An 18,164-nucleotide genomic window follows, 5' to 3' on the forward strand; every position below is an offset into this window, starting at 1 on the left:
CGATGCGTATCTACGAACGTTATTTCGCACGTCAGATCTACCTGACTTTCATCTTTATCCTGTTCGCGTTTTCGGGTCTGTTTTTCTTCTTCGACCTGATCAACGAAATGAACTCGGTCGGGCACGGCAACTATGGGTTCGGCTTCGCGGTATTGCGCGTAGCGCTGCAAACCCCGTCGCGCTTTTACGAGATCATTCCTGTGGCCGCGCTGATCAGCGCGATCTACGTGTTCGCGCAGATGGCGGCCAGCTCCGAATTCACGATTTTCCGCGTGTCGGGTCTCGCGACCAATCAGGCGTTGCGCTCGCTGCTGAAGATCGGTGTGCCGCTCGTGATCCTGACGTATCTGATCGGCGAAGTGGTCGGTCCTTACACGGATCAACTGTCGGAACGGGTGCGGCTGGAAGCGCTGGGTTCGTCGGTATCGGGCAATTTCGAGTCGGGCGTGTGGGTTAAAGACACGCTGACGGCGCGCGCGGACGGCGAGCAGGTGACACGTTTCGTCAACGTCGGCGAATTGAAGCCGGACGCGACCATCAGCAACGTGCGCATCTACGAATTCGATTCGCAGTTCCGGCTGTCGAACGTCCGGATCGCGAAGAGCGGCACGTATCAGCCGCCGGGTCACTGGCTGCTGACGGGCGTGACGGACACGCAATTGATCGACGTGGCGGCGGGCAGCGGCAAGCCGGACGCGTTGAATCCGGTGTATCGCGCGCAGCAGGTGACCGTGCCCGAGTATTCGTTGCGTTCCGAACTGACGCCGCAGATTCTGTCGGTGCTGCTGGTCGCGCCGGACCGGATGTCGATGTTCAATCTGTTCCGCTATATCCAGCATCTGAACGAAAACCATCAGGACACGCAGCGTTACGAGATCGCGTTGTGGCGCAAGATTCTGTATCCGTTCGCGGTGCTGGTGATGCTGGTGCTGTCGCTGCCGTTCGCGTACCTGCATACGCGCGCGGGCGTGGTCGGCATGAAGGTGTTCGGCGGGATCATGCTGGGGATGAGTTTCCAGCTCTTCAACACGTTGTTCTCGCACATCGGCACGTTGAACACGTGGCCCGCGCCGTTGACCGCGGCAACGCCTGGTCTCGTGTATCTGGTGCTGGGCTTAGTCGGGTTGAAGTGGGTGGACCGTCATTAGCGGTGTCGCCGTCGGCGTCCGGTTTTCTGTATCGGCTGACGGCATCGTTCCGGATCAAGGGGTTTGTCGATGAGCACGCATGGCATCGTTCTGTTCGGTCATGGCGCGCGAGATCCGCGTTGGGCCGAGCCCTTTCAGCGACTCGCGGAGAAGTTGCGGCGGGCGCGTGGCGTCGATGCCGGGCCGGTTTCGCTCGCGTTTCTCGAGTTGATGTCGCCGGATTTGCCTTCGGCGGTGCGTGAGCAGGTCGCGTTGGGGTGTTCCGAGGTGACGGTGGTGCCGGTGTTTTTTGGCCAAGGTGGGCATGTGCGGCGCGATCTGCCCGATGTGATTGAGGTTTGTCGGGCGGCGAATCCCGGGGTGTCGATTTTGTGCGCTACCGCGGTGGGGGAGGATGAGGGTGTCCTTGAGGCGGTTGTGGGGTATTGCCTTCGGCAGGTTTGAAAAAGGTTTTTTTGGTTTTTCTGGATTTGTTTGGGTTGGCTGGGTACGTTTGCTTGTGCTTGGTTCGCCTGGTTTGTATTTGGTTGTCCCGGTTTCGCGGTGGTCTGCCTGGATCGTCCCTGTGCGGGACCGCACCTACTTTTCTTTGCTCGCGTGTACAGACTGGAGACATAGCTGACAGGTGTACAGGGACATGGTTGACACTTTCGGGCACTCGAACGCCCGGATCCAACCATGCCCTGGAACGTAAAAGACACCATGAGTCTCCGACAGGAATTCGTTTGCCTCGCTATCCAGCATTCGTTGCCGTTCAGCGAGTTATGCCGGCGCTTCAACATCAGCCGCCAGACCGGCTACAAGTGGCTGGAGCGCCATCGGGCTGAAGGTGCCGACGGTCTTGCCGATCGCTCCCGACGCCCGCATCACAGTCCCTGCGCTTCGCCCGATCAGGCGGTTCAGGCCGTGCTGGCATTGCGCCGTGAGCACGGCTGGGGCGGACGCAAGATCGCGCGACGCCTGCTTGATCTGTGCATGACCGGCGTTCCTGCGGCGGCCACGATCACCGAAATCCTTCGCCGTCACGGGATGATCCATCCACACGCGTCCGCGCAGCGCCAGCACTGGCAGCGCTTCGAACATGCGTATCCGAATTCGCTCTGGCAGATGGATTTCAAGGGCGATTTCGCGACGCTGGAGACGGGGCGCTGCTCCCCGCTCACGGTGCTGGACGATCACTCGCGGTTCAACATCGTGCTGGCGGCCTGCTCGCGAACCACCACCGAGGTCGTGCGCACGGAGCTGGAGCGGGCGTTCCGCTGCTACGGTCTGCCCGTGCGTATCAATACGGACAATGGCGCGCCCTGGGGGGCGCCCAGCGCCCCACGGCAGCTCACCGAGCTGGCCGTATGGCTGATCAGGCTGGGAATCCGCGTGAGCTACAGCCGGCCGTATCACCCGCAGACCAATGGCAAGGATGAGCGGTTTCATCGCACGCTGAAGGCCGAAGTGCTCGAGCGTCATGCGTTCACCACGCACGCCCATGTGCAACGGGAGCTCGAGCGCTGGCGCCAGGTGTACAACACCGAGCGTCCGCACGAGGCGCTCGATATGGCCACCCCGCTCACGCGTTACAGGCCCAGCGAGCGAGCCATGCCCGAGCAGCTGCTGGAGCCTGAGTACAGCCCCGACGATGAAGTGTTACGGGTCAATGCAAGCGGCGTGGTGCGCTTCCGGGATCGGGTGCTGCGCCTGTCGGTTGCGCTCAAGGGACTGCGCGTGGCAGTGCGCCCGAAACCCGATACGGACGGCGTGTATGAGTTCTGGTATGCCCATCACCGCGTCGCCAGACTTGACCTGAAGACCACAAAACCGTAACCATCAGGTGTCAACGATGTCCCCGTACATGTGTCAACCATGTCTCCAGTCTGTACACTCGCGCAAAGAAAAGTAGGCAAAAGAAAGCGCGTTTACCTCGCGCTTCGTAGCAAGTGGCGTCTACTGACTTTCGGGTAGTGGACCGCGCACGTTTTGACTCGGCGGTCCGTTTTTCCCGGTGGTCCGCGCCCGCACATCCCGCCCGCTTCGCGGCGGTAGCCTGCTTCAAAAATCCATTTTCGCCACGTCATTCGCCCGCTTTTTCGACGGTTCCCGCGTCGGCAAGAAGCCCGGTTTCCAGAGCATCCGCCCGTCCTTAAGACGGTTCGGGCGTCGGATCAAAACCCGGTTTCGCCTCTCGAATTGCCAACCCCCACGACGATTCCCGCCCCGACTCGAAACCCGGTTTCGCCTCTCGATTTGCACGCCCTCACGACCGTTCCTGCTTCCCGCTCAAGGCCCGGTTTGCGCCATGGCATCACGGGGCGTCACAACGGTTTCGACGTTCTGAGTGGCGTGGAATTTTGCGCGCGAGAACAGACCGGCCCATGCCAGGAAAATGGTTTTGTGACGGACGGAGTGCAGCGCGCGAATGGCGCCAAGAGATAAAGACGGGGCTGTGCCCAACGGCTGTCGCGCAGCGAACAGCCGGAACGAATGACTGCCTTGTCACCAAGAAATGTGGTGCGGCAACTCAAATCGTGCGCGGACCACTACCCGAAAAATACTAGACGCCACTCGCTACGAAGTGTCGGTGTAAACGCGCTTTCTTTTGCCTACTTTTCTTTGCGCGAGCAAAGAAAAGTAGGTGCGGTCCCGCACAGGGACGATCCAGGCAAACCGACGTGAAACCGGGACAACCAAACCAGCAATCAAACCAAACCAAAACCAAAACCAAAACCAAAACCAAAAACCAAAATCACGCCGCCACCAACAACCCCTCCACAACCCCCACCCGCCGCTCGGCGAACCCCTCCCCAATCATCAGCAGACTAGGCTGCGCCGGATCCAGCCACAACTGAGCCTCCCCATCCGCCAACCCCTGCAACGTCAACGTCAACATCCGCTCACGCGCAGTACTGCAAGCCTCGACAATCGCCACCGGCGTATCCCCACCCCGCCCCGCTTCGATCAAACCCGAAGCGATCTCCGGCGCGCTGTCACGCCCCATGTAAAACACCAACGAATCCGCATTCACCTGCTCGCGAATCTCCGCCGAATCCGGCGCCCGCGAATACGTGGCCAACGCGACACTGCGCGACACCCCACGCAGCGTCAGGGAACGCTTCAGAGACGCTGCAGACGCCAGCGCGGCCGTAATGCCGGGTACGACCTCATACTCGATCCCGGCAGCCTCCAGCGCGCGCATTTCCTCGTCCGCGCGACCGAACAGCATCGGATCGCCACCCTTCAGACGCACCACGACATCGTGCACCCGCGCAGCATCGACGATCTGTTTGTTGATGAACTGCTGCGCGGTCGAACGCTGACCGCACCGCTTGCCCACCGCGATCTTGCGCGCGTCGGGTGCGTAATCGAGCATCGCCGGTTCGACCAGCGCGTCGTGCAACACCACGTCGGCGTCGCCCAGCAAACGTGCGCCGCGCACCGTGATGAGATCCGCCGCGCCCGGCCCTGCACCGATCAGATACACCTTACCCATTTGCCTCAACCCCATTCGTCCACGTCACCGACACACCGGGCGCGCCACGCAATCGCGCGCGCCCTGTCCGTCACTTACGCAGAAAATGCACGAATCATGCCGGCCGCAACCGTGTGATGCGTCGCTTCGTCGATCAGCACGAACGCGCCCGTCGCCTGATTGGCGTCGTAAGCATCGCAGACCAGCGGCTTTTGCAACGTCAGCGAAACCCGGCCGATGTCGTTCATCGTCAGATCGTGACGGTCGGTGGCGTGCGACAGCGTATGCACGTCCAGCACCTGCCTGGATGCCGCCGATACGCGCGAACACGGTATTCGTCGACTGCTTCAGCAGATACTTGCGCTGCGTCGACAGCGGCGTTTCGTCGAACCAGCACAGATCGGCTTCGAGCTTCTTCGCCGGTTGCGGCGCGGCTTCGCGCAGCACGAACGTGTCGCCGCGCGAAACGTCCACGTCTTCCGCGAGACGCAGCGTGACGGTCTGACCGGCAAACGCGCGATCGACCTGCGCGGTGCCGCCCGGCACCGGCGCGATGATTTCCGCGACGGTCGCTTCACGGTTCGCCGGCAACACGACGATCGTGTCGCCGAGCTTCACTTCGCCCGCTTCGACACGGCCCATGTAGCCACGGAAATCGTCCGCCTGGCTGCCGTCCTGACGCGCAACCCATTGCACCGGGAAACGCAGCGCGGCGGCCGTCGGCTGAGCGACCGGCAATGCTTCGAGCAGCGTCAGCAGCGGTTCGCCCTGATACCACGGCATGCTTTCGCTCAACGTGACGATGTTGTCGCCCTTCAATGCCGAAACCGGTATGAAACGCACATCGGACAAACCGAGCTGGCGTGCCAGTTCGACGTAGGCATCGCGGATTTCATTGAAACGCGCTTCGCTGTACTCGACCAGATCCATCTTGTTGATCGCGACGATCGCATGCTGCAAGCCGAGCAGCTTGACGATCGCGCTGTGACGCTTGGTTTGCGGCAGCAATTGCGCCACGCCGTTCGCGTCGTAAGTGACGCGGGTGGCGTCGACCAGAATGATCGCGGCGTGCGCCGTCGATGCGCCCGTCACCATGTTGCGCGTGTACTGCTCGTGACCCGGCGTGTCGGCGATGATGAACTTGCGCTTCGCAGTAGCGAAATAGCGATACGCGACGTCGATCGTGATGCCTTGTTCGCGCTCGGCTTCGAGACCGTCGGTCAGCAGCGACAGATCGATTTCGTCGCCGACGGTGCGCTTGTTCTTCGCGCGCGACAACGCCGACAACTGATCCGACAACACGGCCTTGCTGTCGTACAGCAGGCGGCCGATCAACGTGCTCTTGCCGTCGTCGACGCTACCCGCGGTGATGAAGCGCAGCACGCCGAGGTCTTCCGGTTGATGAATACTCATGATCTTCCTTGTGTCGACCGGCACCGACGTCTGAGCGCCGATGCCAATCCCATGCTTAGAAATAACCTTGCTTCTTGCGCTGTTCCATCGCGGCTTCGGAGGTCTGGTCGTCCATCCGCGTCGCGCCGCGCTCCGTGATTTCGGTCACGGCGGTTTCGGCGATGATCTTCTCGACATTGTCCGCGTCGCTTTCCACCGGGCACGTGCAGCTGATGTCGCCGACGGTGCGGAAACGCACCTGCGCGTTCTCGCTGACTTCGCCTTCACGCATCGGCGTGAGCGGCGTCACCGGCACCAGCAAGCCGTTGCGACGCACGATCTCGCGTTCGTGCGCGTAGTAGATCGACGGCAGTTCGAGGTTTTCGCGAGCGATGTATTGCCACACGTCGAGTTCGGTCCAGTTCGAGATCGGGAACACGCGCAGATGTTCGCCGTTATGCAGACGCGCGTTGTAGATGCTCCACAGTTCCGGGCGTTGCGCCTTCGGATCCCACTGACCGAATTCGTCGCGGAACGAGAAAATGCGCTCTTTCGCACGGGCCTTTTCTTCGTCGCGGCGCGCGCCGCCAATCATCGCCGTATAACCGTATTGCTCGATGGTTTCGAGCAGCGTGACCGCTTGCGCGGCATTGCGCGAATCCGTCTCGCGACGCAGACGCACGGTGCCTTTACGGATCGAATCCTCGACATGGCCGACCACCAGTTCCGCGCCGATTTCCTGCGCGCGACGGTCGCGGAAATCGATCACTTCGTCGTAGTTGTGACCGGTGTCGATATGAACCAGCGGGAACGGCAGCGAGGTCTTGCGGTTTGCACCGAGGCCGAACGCCTTCAGCGCGAGATGCAACACCACGACCGAATCCTTGCCGCCGGAAAACAGCAGTGCAGGCTTGCTGCACTCGGCGACGAGTTCGCGCAGGATGTGAATCGACTCGGCTTCGAGCCAGTCCAGGTGATCCATCCGGTTTGCCGTGTTGGCGAGCGGAGCGTTGACAGCGGAATCGAGCGTGGTGCTCATGTTCGGTCCTTCATCTGGTTCGCGTCGCGGGCGGTTGCCCGTAACGCCGGAATTTGAATCGGTATGGGTGTCGCGAGGTTGCGTCAATCCTGATGCTATCTGCGGGGCATCGCGACGATTCGCAAGAGCACGAAAGGTCGATGCGCCGCGATCCGCGATCAGGCCCGCGCGCTTTCGTTGCTGACGACGACCGGAATCGTCGTGATGTGCAGCCCGCATTCCTTCGTATCGCGCGACTCCCACCACCAGCGTCCTGCCCGGCTGTCTTCGCCGGGACGGATTGCGCGGGTGCAAGGCTCGCAACCGATACTCGGATAGCCGCGCGCATGCAGCGGATTGACCGGCACGTCGAACGCTTTCAGATACGCCCACACGTCGGCTTCGGTCCAGTCCGTCAGCGGATTGAACTTGGCGATATCGCGTGCGGCGTCGCGCTCTTCTTCGTGCAACTCGGCACGTGTGACCGACTGCTCACGGCGCTGGCCGGTGACCCATGCGCTCACGTCCGACAGCGCGCGGTTCAACGGCTCGACCTTGCGGATTTCGCAGCAACGCTTGCGCAGATCGACGCTCTCGTAAAACGCGTTGAGACCATGCTGGGCGATGTATTCGTCGACCGCGCCGGTTTGCGGGTGAAGCTGTTCGATCGCGTAGCCGTAGCGTTCCTGAACGCGGTCGAGCATGCCCAGCGTTTCGGCATGCAGACGGCCAGTGTTCAGCGAGAAGATGCCGATCTTCACGCCGCGCGACAGAATGGCGTGCGTGAGCAGCATGTCTTCGGCGGCCAGGCTGCTCGCGAGCTTCACGTTCTGGTGACGCGCGGCGATCGAATCGAGCAGCGCATCGAGGCGCTCGATCTTCGCGGCGAGTGCCGGCGTGATGTCGGAGGTGGCGGTGCTCATGCCGACGCCTTGTCGGTCGCGGCCGCGCCACGACGGCGGAACAGCGGCGACGGCTGATCGACCGCGCCTTGATACTGCACCGTGAAGTCGTCGAACGCTTTCAGCGCGTCGTTGATGTCGCGGTCGGCGCGCACTGCATAGGCGTCGAAGCCGCAACGGAACATGAACGTCACCTGATCGCGCAACACGTCGCCGATCGCGCGCAGTTCGCCCTTGTAGCCATAACGCTCGCGCAGCAGGCGACCGATGCTATAGCCGCGGCCATCGCGGAACACGGGGAAATCCACCGCGATCAGCGCGACCGTGTCGAAGTCGGCTACGACGTCAGCCGGTTCGGCGTCCGGCTCCAGCCACACGCCGATTTCAGCCGCGCCGCGCGACGCGACGAGCGCGTCGCGCTCCGCCTTCCACAGCGCGAACGGCACGATTACCTTGCCCGCCGGCAACGCCGCCACGTCGGGGAACGTACCGTCTTCCGCCGCGCGCACCACCGTCCAGTCATCGTTGACGATCGTGCGGTTCTTAATGATCAAAGCCATCTGCAGAATCCTCTATCTCGTTACGCGTGGGCCGGTTGACGCGATGCATACACGCGTTCCTTGAACGGCGTCACGCCGATCCGGTTGTACGTTTCGATGAAACGCTCGCCTTCCCGGCGGTGTTCGACGAACGTGTCGATCACCTTCGACATCACGTCCGGCATCTCTTCCGCCGAGAACGACGGGCCGATCACGCGGCCGAGATGAGCGCCGGTCGCGCCGTTGCCCTGCTCGCCGCCCAGCGTCACCTGATACCACTCCGAGCCGTCCTTATCGACGCCCAGAATGCCGATGTTGCCGATGTGGTGGTGACCGCACGCGTTGATACAGCCCGAGATGTTCAGCGACACGTCGCCGAGGTCGTACACGTAATCGAGGTCGTTGAAGCGTTCCTGGATCGCCAGCGCGATCGGGATCGACTTCGCGTTTGCGAGCGAGCAGAAATCGCCGCCCGGGCACGCGATGATGTCGGTCAGCAGGCCGATGTTCGGCGTCGCGAAACCTTGCGACTTCGCCAGTTCCCACAGGTCGTACAGATCGCGTTTCTTCACGTTCGCGAGGATCAGGTTCTGCTCGTGCGACACGCGAATCTCGCCGAGCGAGAACTGGTCGGCCCAATCGGCGACCGCTTCCATCTGCGTATCCGTCGCGTCGCCCGGCGCGATCGTGGTCGGCTTCAGCGACAGCGTCACCGATGCGTAACCCGACACCTTGTGCGGACGCACGTTACGTTCGACCCAACGCGCGAACTGACGGTTTTCGAGCAGATGCTTTTCGAACGATGCGTCGGTGTCCGCGAGTTTTTCGTAGACGGGCGGCGCGAAGAATTGCGACACGCGATCCACTTCCGCCTGCGTGAGCGTCGACGGACCGTCTTTCAGGTGCTGCCATTCTTCTTCGACCTGCGCCGAGAATTTCTCCGGCGACAGCGCCTTCACGAGAATCTTGATCCGCGCCTTGTACATGTTGTCGCGACGGCCATAGCGGTTGTACACACGCAAAACGGCTTCGCAGTACGTCAGCAGATGTTGCCACGGCAGATCCTGGCGAATGATCGCGCCGATGATCGGCGTGCGGCCCATGCCGCCGCCGGCCAGAATGTCGGCCACCAGTTCGCCCTGCGCGTTCTTCTTCATGTAGACGCCCAGATCGTGGATCTGGACGGCCGCACGGTCTTCCGCCGAGCCCGACACCGCGATCTTGAACTTGCGCGGCAACCACGCGAATTCTGGGTGGAAAGTCGACCACTGACGCAGGATTTCCGCCCACGCGCGCGGATCGACGGTTTCGTCGGGCGCGACGCCGGCGAACTGGTCGGCGGTGATGTTGCGGATACAGTTGCCCGACGTCTGGATGCCGTGCATCTGGACCGACGCGAGCTTCGCGAGAATTTCCGGCGTTTCTTCGAGCTTGATCCAGTTGTACTGGATGTTCGAGCGCGTCGAGAAGTGGCCATAACCGCGGTCGTGTTCGCGGGCGATGCGCGCGAGCATGCGCATCTGGTCGCTACGCAGGTTGCCGTACGGAATCGCGATACGGTGCATATACGCATGGCGCTGGAGATACAGGCCGTTTTGCAGCCGCAGCGGACGAAACTCCTCTTCGCTCAATTCGCCCGACAGCCGGCGGCGAACCTGGTCGCTGTACTGCGCGACGCGTTCGTCGACGATGGTCTGGTCGTACTGATCGTATTGGTACATTCGGGGACCCCAAGTTTTCGTAACTTTCAACACCACGGCGTTCCGGTTACGCCGCGTCTGAATTCCATCCTGCTTTCGAGCAACCCGCGAGCCTGTTAGACCCCTCGCGGCTTCCTTAATGACGAATACAGCTATTCATATTGGAAAAGATGGACAAATCGTAATAAACTCGCCTTATATTTCAAACGACTAATAAATTCTTTTGATATGCGGAGAGGTTATATATGAACCTGCATCAGTTCCGGTTCGTCCGCGAGGCCGTCCGCCAGAATTACAACCTCACCGAGGCGGCCAAAGCCCTGTTCACCAGCCAGCCGGGCGTTTCGAAGGCGATCATCGAGCTGGAAGACGAACTCGGCGTCGAAATCTTCACGCGGCACGGCAAGCGCGTCCGCTCGCTGACGGAGCCCGGGCGCATCATTCTCGCATCGGTCGAGCGGATCCTGCAGGAAGTCGAAAGTCTGAAACGTGTCGGTAAGGATTACGCCGCACAGGATCAGGGCAATCTCGTGATCGCCGCGACGCACACACAGGCCCGCTACTCACTTCCGGCCGCCATCGCCGAATTCAAGAAGCGTTTCCCGAAAGTTCACCTTTCAATCCTGCAAGGCAGCCCGACCCAGGTCGCGGAAATGGTGATTCACGACCAGGCCGACCTCGCGATCGCCACCGAAGCCATCGCCAACTATAAGGAACTGGTGTCGCTGCCGTGCTTCCAGTGGCACCACGTCGCCGTGATGCAGCCGGATCATCCGCTGCTCGATCGCAAGCTGCTGTCGCTCGACGATCTGACCCAATATCCGTTGATTACGTACGACAACGCGTTCGCCGGCCGCACCAAGATCAACGAAGCGTTCCGGCTGCGCGGGCTGCATCCGGACATCGTGCTGGAAGCGATCGACGCCGACGTGATCAAGACTTACGTGGAACTGGGCCTCGGCGTCGGGATCATGGCCGACATCGCGTTCAACGCCGAGCGCGACCGCCATTTGCGCGCGATGCCGGTCGGCCATCTGTTCGGCAGCAACGTCACGCGCGTCGCGCTGAAACACGGCGCGTATTTGCGCAGCTATGTCTACACGCTGGTCGAACTGCTGTCGCCCAGCATGAACCGGCGTCTGATCGAACAGGCGCTGAAGGGCGAACACGAAACCTACGAGCTGTGACGTCAGCGTAAATCCGACCACACGGCCGGCCGTCGACGGACACGTTGACGGCCTTTTTTATAAGCGGCGGGGTCCGACGTTCCCGCCGACGTGATCCGCAAGGTTTTTGACACGCTTTTTAATAACAATTGGGCCGCGCTACACTCGCTTGCCGCCACGGAGACCCCACCTGCTATGACGTCCAACAAGAATCGCCGCCAGTCCCAACATAACCGTTTCAGCCCGTTCCGCCGGCTCAAGACCATCGGCGCGCTCGGCGCGTTGCTGGTCGCCGCCACCGCGCACGCCGACATCAAGGTCGGCATCGACCTGTCGAGCACGGGTCCGGCCGCAACCATCGGCATCACCAGCAAGAACGCGATGCTGATGTGGCCGCAGACCATCGCCGGTCAGAAGGCCGACTACATCGTGCTCGACGACGGCTCCGATCCGGGCAACGCGGTGCGCAATATCCGCAAGCTGATCAACGAAGACCACGTCGATGTGATCGTCGGGCCGAATATCACACCCGCCGCGCTGGCCGCACTCGACCCGATCGCCGAAAACCAGACGCCGATGATTACGCTGATCGGCTCGGCAAGCGTGGTCGAACCGCAGGAAGGCAAGAAGATCTGGGCGTTCAAGATGGCGCAGACCGACAGCGCGATGGCCGACGTGATGACGCGCTACATGTCGAATCACAACGTGAAGACGGTCGGCTTTATCGGCTTCGCGGACAGTTACGGCGACAGCTGGCTCAACGAGTTCACGAAATTCGCGGCGCTGCGCCATATTCAGGTAGTCGGCACCGAACGCTTCAACCGCACCGACGCCAGCGTGACCGGTCAGGTACTGAAGCTGATGTCGGTGCATCCGGATGCGATCCTGATCGCCGGCGCAGGCACGCCGACCGTGCTGCCGCAGCGCACGCTGGTCGAACGCGGCTACAAGGGCGCGATCTACCAGACGCACGGCATCGCGACGCCGGAGTTCATCAAGCTCGGCGGCAAGGATGTAGAGGGCACGTTGTTCCCGACGCAACCGGTGGTGGTCGCGCGCACGTTGCCGGCCGATCATCCGGCGAAGAAAGCGGCGCTCGCGTTCGTCAGCGACTATGAAGCGAAGTACGGCCCGAACACCGTGACGCAATTCGCCGGTGACGCAGCGGGCGTGTATCCGCGTTTGCAGGATGCGGTGGCGCGCGCGCTGAAGACCGCGCAACCGGGCACGGTGGCGTTTCGCGTCGCATTGCGCGACGAACTGGAACACGCGCATGAACTGATCGTGCCCAACGGCGTCGTCAACACCAGCGCGAAGGATCACGTCGGGCTCGATCAGCGCGCGAGCGTGATGGGCATCATCAAGGGCGGCAAGTTCACGTATCTGAGCCAGTAACGCGAACGGGCGGCGAGGCGGATGGCAATTCGTCCGACTCATCGCCCGACTGCCCGCCCGCGGCCGCGTCGACGAGATTCGCCAGCGCACCTCGCATCGTCTCGACGACCGGCTCCCACCGGTCGAATTCCCGCTGCCGGAACAGCCGCGCCGACGGATACCACGGACTGTCCGCGGCATCGGTCAGCCATCGCCAGTCGCAACCGGTCGGCAACAGGATCCACACCGGAAGATTCGCCGCGCCCGCCAGATGCGCGACCGCCGTATCGACCGTGATCACGAGATCGAGCGTGTGAAGGATCGCGAGCGTGTCGTCGAACGTCTTGATCACGTTGCCTAACCGATGCATCCGCACGCCGCCCGGCAACGCGTCGGCGTCGCGCTCGCGCGGACCCAGTTGCAGCGAAAACCACGTCACGCCATCGCAGCCGAGTAAAGGCATCAAGCTCGCGAGCGGAATCGAACGGTAGCGGTCCAACCCATATTCCGGATTGCCCGCCCACACCAGACCCACCCGCAGACCGACCCGCAGACCCACGCGCCGGCCCGCCCCGCGCGCTGAACCGGCCGATGCGTCGAGACGCGCGCGCCAGCGCTCCCGGCAACGCGCATCGACGGCGAGATACGGCATCTGCAGCGGCAGCATCGACATCTGCAACCGCATCCGGCGCGGCATCTGCAACATCCGGCACCAGAACCGATAATCGCCGGGCGGACGTTGCGCCCACGCAGCGCGAACCCCGCTCGCGCGTGCGGCCAGATCGCGCAGCGGCGCATCCACCCAGACATCGACCGTGGCGCCGCGCTGCGCCAGCCACGCGGCGAACCGCAGACACTGCAACTGATCGCCTAGCCCCTGCTCGCCGATCAACAGAAACGTGCATCCTTCGACCGGCTCGCCGTCCCATTCCGGACACCGCGCGCGCGGCAGATTCCGGTTCGCCGGCAGCATTTCGAACCATCGGTACCGCGACCAGCCTTCGTCGAACTCGCCGAAACGCAGCAGCGCCGTGGCGACGTTGTACTGGAACGTCGGATTGTCCGGCTCCAGCGTGGCCGCGGTCTCGGCATGCAGACGCATCTGCCGATGCTCGCCCAGTACGTGAAACGCGTAACTCGCGTTGTGATGCAGCAGCGCGTGACCGGGCGCGAGGCTCAGGCCTTGCAGCGCGACGTCGGCGGCGTCCTGAACCCGGGACACCGCGTTCAGCGTGAACGCGAGTTCCTTCAGCGCATGCGCGTCGCGGGCGAATGCGTCGCGCAACGACGCGACGACGAAGTCGAGCGAGCCCGCGCCGCTGTCAGCGAGCGTCGTCAGAAAAGCGGTGAGATCGGCGACGTGTCCGGGCGCCGCGCGCCACGCCCGCAGCAGAAACCGGAACGCGCCGTCGATATCGTGTTGCGCGACGCACAGCGCGGCCAGCGCACGGCTCGCGTGATGCATCGCCGGATCGCATTCGAGCGCCTGCGCGTAGCGATCGCGCGCTTCGTCGATGCGCCCGGCCAGTCGCAGGCAATCGGCCAGCTTGCAATAAAGCGGCGCACGGGCGCCGCCGCGAGCGAGCGCGCGCCGGTACAGCGCGTCGGCCGTCGCCAGATCGCCGCTCGATGCCGCCAGCCAGCCGCGATGCTCGCACAGGTCCGCGCGATCGGGCGCGAGCCGCAGCGCGCGGTCGAGATACGGAATCGCGAGATCGATACGCTCGCGGTGACAGCACGCCGACGCCATCCGGATCAACGCCGACAGGTTGTCCGGCTCGACGTCGAGCAGCCGGCCGTAGCATTGCGCGGCGTCATCGATCCGGCCGGCCGCGAAATGCGCGTCGGCTTCCGCATTCAAGGACGCCGCGAGCGCCCGCGTGGCGACACTCATCGCGTTCACCGCAGATAGCTGGCGACCAGCGTCGCGCCGGAGAACGCGTCTCTGCCATACAGCATCGCGTAATAAGTGCCCGGCGTCGGCGCGTCGAATTTGCAGGTCGCCTCGCTGCCGGTGTTGATCGCGGCCGTGCACAGCGGCCGCGTCAGCGTGGTCACATCGCGTTGCACGTACAGGACAGCCTTGTTGTTGCCACCGGAGGTCGTAAACGTGAGACTCGACACGCCTTGCGGCACGTCGATCGCGAAATAGAGCACCTCACGCAAGCTTCCCGACAAGCCGCTCACGCGTCGGCCTAACGACAATGGCGTGACCGGCGGCGGATCGATCGTGACCGATTTCGTCACGCGGTTCGATACGCCCGCGCTGTCGGTGATGGTCAGGCTCACGTTGTAGGTGCCGACGTACTCGTAGTTGAAATACGGACGCACCGACGCATCCGGCGATTGCCACTGCGTGCCCAGCCCGAAATCCCACACGCGCGACACGATCGGACTCGCGCCCGCGCTCGACGTATCGGTGTAGGTGATCTGCTGGTCGAACGTGCGCGCGAAGCTGAAGTCCGCGACGGGCGGGAGACGTCCGGCGCGCGCGGCGGCCACTGCGGCGCCGCCGTCGACCATGCCCGCGCCGATCGGCCGGTCCAGCGCGACCGGAAACGGGCGGAGCGTGTTGATCAACACGCTCCTGACCTGCATCGGCGTCAACGGCTTTGCCGCCGCCGACTGCATCAGCGCGACCACGCCGGACGCATGCGCCGTCGCCATCGACGTGCCGTTCAGAAAGATGTAGTTGTCCGCGTCCGGCGCCGCCGTGCCAGTGTTCCACGCCGAGTAAACGGTCACGCCGGGCGCGGACAAGGTCACGGCGGGTCCGAAGTTGGAGAAGCCGACGCGCTGGCCGTCGCCGTTGTGCGCGCCGACCGTGATCACGTTGTTGCAGTTGCCGGGCTGAAAATTCGTCGCGTCGGCGCCGTCGTTACCCGCCGCGACCACCACGGTCGTGCCGCGGCTGACCGCACCGTCGATCGCGTCCTGATACGCGCGGCTGCACGCGCCGTTGCCCGACAGGCTCAGATTGAGCACCCGCGCGGGCGTCCGGTTGAGCGGCGCACCCGGCACGTCGCCGCCCGACGCCCAGACGATCCCGTCCGCGACGTCCGACGCGAGGCCGTTGCCGCACGGGCTCAACACGCGCACCGGCAACAGCTTCGCGCCCCACGCGGTGCCCACGATGCCCTCGCGGTTGTTCGCGACCGCCGCCAGCGTGCCGGCGACGTGCGTGCCGTGCCACGTCACCGCGCAGCCCTCGCCCGTCCCGCCGGGGTTATGACCGTCGCCGCTTGCGCGACCGTTGATGAAGTCGATGCCCGGCAGCACGTTCGCGTCGAGATCGCGATGATGGGTAACGCCGGTGTCGAGTTCCGCGATCACGATGCCCGCGCCGTTCGTGATGTCCCACGCGGGTTCCATATTCATGCCGCCCGGCCAGCGCGTCGCGAACGTGCTCGGGTTGAATGCCCACAGCCCGCTATACGACGGATCGTTCGGCACCATTTGCGTGTGCATCGTCGCGTCCGGTTCGACGTATTCCACGTCGGGATCGGTGGCGAGTTGCCGCATGAACGCTTCGGCGTCGGCGCGATCGAGCGGACGCTCGGTGACGATCACGTCGGCGCCCGTCGCAAGCCGTCGCAGATGACGCGCGGCCGGCGCGGACGATGACTTCAGATGCCGGACGCGCGGCTCGACCGAGGCCGCATCGCGACGCGCCACGGTGCCGGTCCGGTATTTGACGATGAAACGCTGGTTCGACGCGCCCGCCTGCAGGCTGCGCGCATTGAACGTGTCGGTGGAAACGGGCGCGGGTTGCGCGTCGGCGGGCGTCGCGTCGATGGTGGGCGAACTGCCGGAAGCGGCATCGGACGCGGCATTGGCAGCCGTGTCGCCCGGAGCGTCGCCGCGCAGACCGGCATTGGCCATCACCGGCGACGCAGCCGCCGACAGTGACGCCGGATCGCTGCCGCCGCAACCGGCCACGACGACGAGCAGCAGCGCGCCGAGCGCGCGGGAAATCGTGCGATACATATTTTTGGGGCTCTCGTTTATCGCCCGTCCCGCGCCGTAGCGCTGCCGGATCGGGCTATTTTTATCGGAACCGAGATATTTAAAGGACTGGACCAAAATCCCGAATAGGATGATTCCGAAAACGCCATCCAGCACTTTCCTGTGTAGCGCGCCGCCCGTGGCTTGCAGCACGGGCCGCCGCACGCTAAGGTTGCCGCTCCCGTGCCGGCGCCCGTCCGCCGCGCGTTGCCAATGAGTCCCATCGCGCATGCAAGCCATCGTCAAACGTAGAGCCTTGATCGCCGCCGTCGTCGTTGTGCTGGTACTGGGTATCGCCATCACGCAGGCCATCCGCAAACGCAGCCACGCAGCGTCCACCGGCGTCGCGGACGCCACCGCCGCCGCCGTCGTCGAATTCACGCCCGACGACCTCACCGCCGTCACCCATCGCACCTTGTCCGAAACCTTGCCGTTGACCGGTTCGTTGCGCGCGGTCACGCAGGCGACCGTCAAGGCCAAAGTGGCGGGTTCCGCGCTCGACGTGCTGGTGCGCGAGGGCGATACCGTCAAAACCGGCCAGATGCTCGCGAAGATCGATGCGCGCGACTACGTCGCCCGGGCCGAACAGTCGCGCGGACAGATGGCGGCGATGTCCGGCCAGATGGACATCGCGAAGCAGACGCTCGACAACAATCGCGTGCTGGTCGAAAAAGGCTTTATCTCGAAGAACGCGTTCGATACCGCGCAAAGCCAGTACGCGATCGCGCGGGCGAATCTCGACGCGGCGCGCGCGGTGCTGGCGTCGTCGAACCTGTCGCTGGCGGACACCATCGTGCGCTCGCCGCTGGACGGCCAGATCGCGTCGCGCAGTGTCGATCCGGGCGAGAAAGTCGCCGTCGACACCACGCTGTTCAGCGTCGTCGATCTGCGCACGCTCGAACTCGAAGCGCCGGTGCCGGTCGGCGAAATCGGCCGGGTGCGTGTCGGCCAGCCGGTGCGGATCGCGTTCGACGGCGTCGATACGCCCATCGACGGCGCGATCACGCGAATCAATCCGGCCGCGCTGGCCGGGTCGCGCTCGATCATGGTCTACGTGCAGGTCGCCAATCCCGGCGCCACGCTGCGGGTCGGCATGTTCGGCACCGGCACGATCGCGCTCGGCAGCCGTCCGGATGCGCTCGTCGTGCCGTCGACGGCGGTTCGCACCGACGGCACGCGCCACAGCGTGTATGCGATCTCGCACGGCACGCTGGTCGAGCAGGCTGTCCAGACCGGCACGACCGGCGAGGCCGATGGTGCGCCGCGCGGCGAAACGTGGACTGAAATCGTCGGCGGCTCGTTGCTGGCGGGGCAGCAGATCGTCAGGAACAACCTGGGTTCGTTGCGGATCGGCAGCACGGTGCGGATCGTCCAACCGGCGATCGCGCCCGCAGGAACCGCGACGGCGGCGGCGGCAAGCGCGCCCGGCGCGAACCCGAACGCCGCGCGCTGACCGGAGC

General features: G+C 63.8%; 13 protein-coding genes and 1 pseudogene. 6 read left to right on the top strand and 8 right to left on the bottom strand.

Annotated elements, in window-relative coordinates; all coding sequences use genetic code 11:
- Positions 1-2 precede the first annotated feature (2 nt).
- From lptG to PW947_RS21100, 3 genes are all read left to right on the top strand, one after another.
- Positions 3-1,148, top strand: coding sequence for an LPS export ABC transporter permease LptG (lptG, locus tag PW947_RS21090; RefSeq protein ID WP_299634324.1), 1,146 nt, complete (start codon positions 3-5; stop codon positions 1,146-1,148).
- Between the two features lie 69 nt (positions 1,149-1,217).
- The gene (locus tag PW947_RS21095) at positions 1,218-1,592 is read left to right on the top strand and encodes a CbiX/SirB N-terminal domain-containing protein (RefSeq protein ID WP_299634325.1); all 375 of its coding nucleotides are present in this window, start codon (positions 1,218-1,220) and stop codon (positions 1,590-1,592) included.
- 234 nt (positions 1,593-1,826) lie between these two features.
- Positions 1,827-2,966, top strand: coding sequence for an IS481 family transposase (locus PW947_RS21100; RefSeq protein ID WP_299634326.1), 1,140 nt, complete (start codon positions 1,827-1,829; stop codon positions 2,964-2,966).
- Positions 2,967-3,885: 919 nt separating this feature from the next.
- Here the strand turns inward: PW947_RS21100 and cobA are convergent.
- The 6 genes and pseudogenes from cobA to PW947_RS21130 form a co-directional block, all read right to left on the bottom strand.
- Positions 3,886-4,629 carry a uroporphyrinogen-III C-methyltransferase gene (gene cobA, locus PW947_RS21105; protein ID WP_299634595.1) on the bottom strand — a complete coding sequence of 248 codons (744 nt, stop codon included), beginning with the start codon at positions 4,627-4,629 and terminating at the stop codon, positions 3,886-3,888.
- A 74-nt stretch (positions 4,630-4,703) separates the two neighbouring features.
- Positions 4,704-6,021 (bottom strand): annotated as a pseudogene (locus PW947_RS21110) (GTP-binding protein).
- A gap of 55 nt (positions 6,022-6,076) precedes the next feature.
- Complete coding sequence (cysD, locus tag PW947_RS21115) at positions 6,077-7,039, bottom strand: sulfate adenylyltransferase subunit CysD (RefSeq protein ID WP_299634328.1); 963 nt, start codon at positions 7,037-7,039, stop codon at positions 6,077-6,079.
- Between the two features lie 158 nt (positions 7,040-7,197).
- Positions 7,198-7,941 carry a phosphoadenylyl-sulfate reductase gene (locus PW947_RS21120; protein ID WP_299634329.1) on the bottom strand — a complete coding sequence of 248 codons (744 nt, stop codon included), beginning with the start codon at positions 7,939-7,941 and terminating at the stop codon, positions 7,198-7,200.
- Positions 7,938-8,480 (bottom strand): DUF934 domain-containing protein, encoded by a 543-nt coding sequence (locus PW947_RS21125; RefSeq protein ID WP_299634330.1) that lies wholly within the window; start codon positions 8,478-8,480, stop codon positions 7,938-7,940. The genes PW947_RS21120 and PW947_RS21125 overlap by 4 nt, the downstream gene beginning before the upstream one ends.
- Before the next feature lie 20 nt (positions 8,481-8,500).
- A complete protein-coding gene (locus PW947_RS21130) occupies positions 8,501-10,180 on the bottom strand; it encodes a nitrite/sulfite reductase (RefSeq protein WP_299634331.1) in 1,680 nt (559 codons plus the stop codon).
- A 224-nt stretch (positions 10,181-10,404) separates the two neighbouring features.
- Here PW947_RS21130 and PW947_RS21135 point away from each other — a divergent pair, with 224 nt between their 5' ends.
- Entirely contained in the window at positions 10,405-11,346 is a 942-nt protein-coding gene (locus PW947_RS21135; protein ID WP_299634332.1) for a CysB family HTH-type transcriptional regulator, read from the top strand.
- A 174-nt stretch (positions 11,347-11,520) separates the two neighbouring features.
- Positions 11,521-12,720 carry an ABC transporter substrate-binding protein gene (locus PW947_RS21140; protein ID WP_299634333.1) on the top strand — a complete coding sequence of 400 codons (1,200 nt, stop codon included), beginning with the start codon at positions 11,521-11,523 and terminating at the stop codon, positions 12,718-12,720.
- On the opposite strand, the gene PW947_RS21145 is transcribed toward PW947_RS21140, so the two are convergent.
- Both PW947_RS21145 and PW947_RS21150 read right to left on the bottom strand, forming a co-directional pair.
- Positions 12,701-14,593 carry a tetratricopeptide repeat-containing glycosyltransferase family protein gene (locus PW947_RS21145; RefSeq protein ID WP_299634334.1) on the bottom strand — a complete coding sequence of 631 codons (1,893 nt, stop codon included), beginning with the start codon at positions 14,591-14,593 and terminating at the stop codon, positions 12,701-12,703. The two genes, PW947_RS21140 and PW947_RS21145, sit on opposite strands and share 20 nt — an antisense overlap.
- A gap of 5 nt (positions 14,594-14,598) precedes the next feature.
- Positions 14,599-16,686, bottom strand: coding sequence for a S8 family serine peptidase (locus PW947_RS21150; RefSeq protein WP_299634335.1), 2,088 nt, complete (start codon positions 16,684-16,686; stop codon positions 14,599-14,601).
- A 247-nt stretch (positions 16,687-16,933) separates the two neighbouring features.
- On the opposite strand from PW947_RS21150, the gene PW947_RS21155 reads away from it, so the two are divergent.
- Positions 16,934-18,157 carry an efflux RND transporter periplasmic adaptor subunit gene (locus PW947_RS21155; protein ID WP_299634336.1) on the top strand — a complete coding sequence of 408 codons (1,224 nt, stop codon included), beginning with the start codon at positions 16,934-16,936 and terminating at the stop codon, positions 18,155-18,157.
- Positions 18,158-18,164 lie beyond the last annotated feature (7 nt).

The organism is Paraburkholderia sp. (assembly GCF_028283785.1).
Classification (GTDB): domain Bacteria; phylum Pseudomonadota; class Gammaproteobacteria; order Burkholderiales; family Burkholderiaceae; genus Paraburkholderia.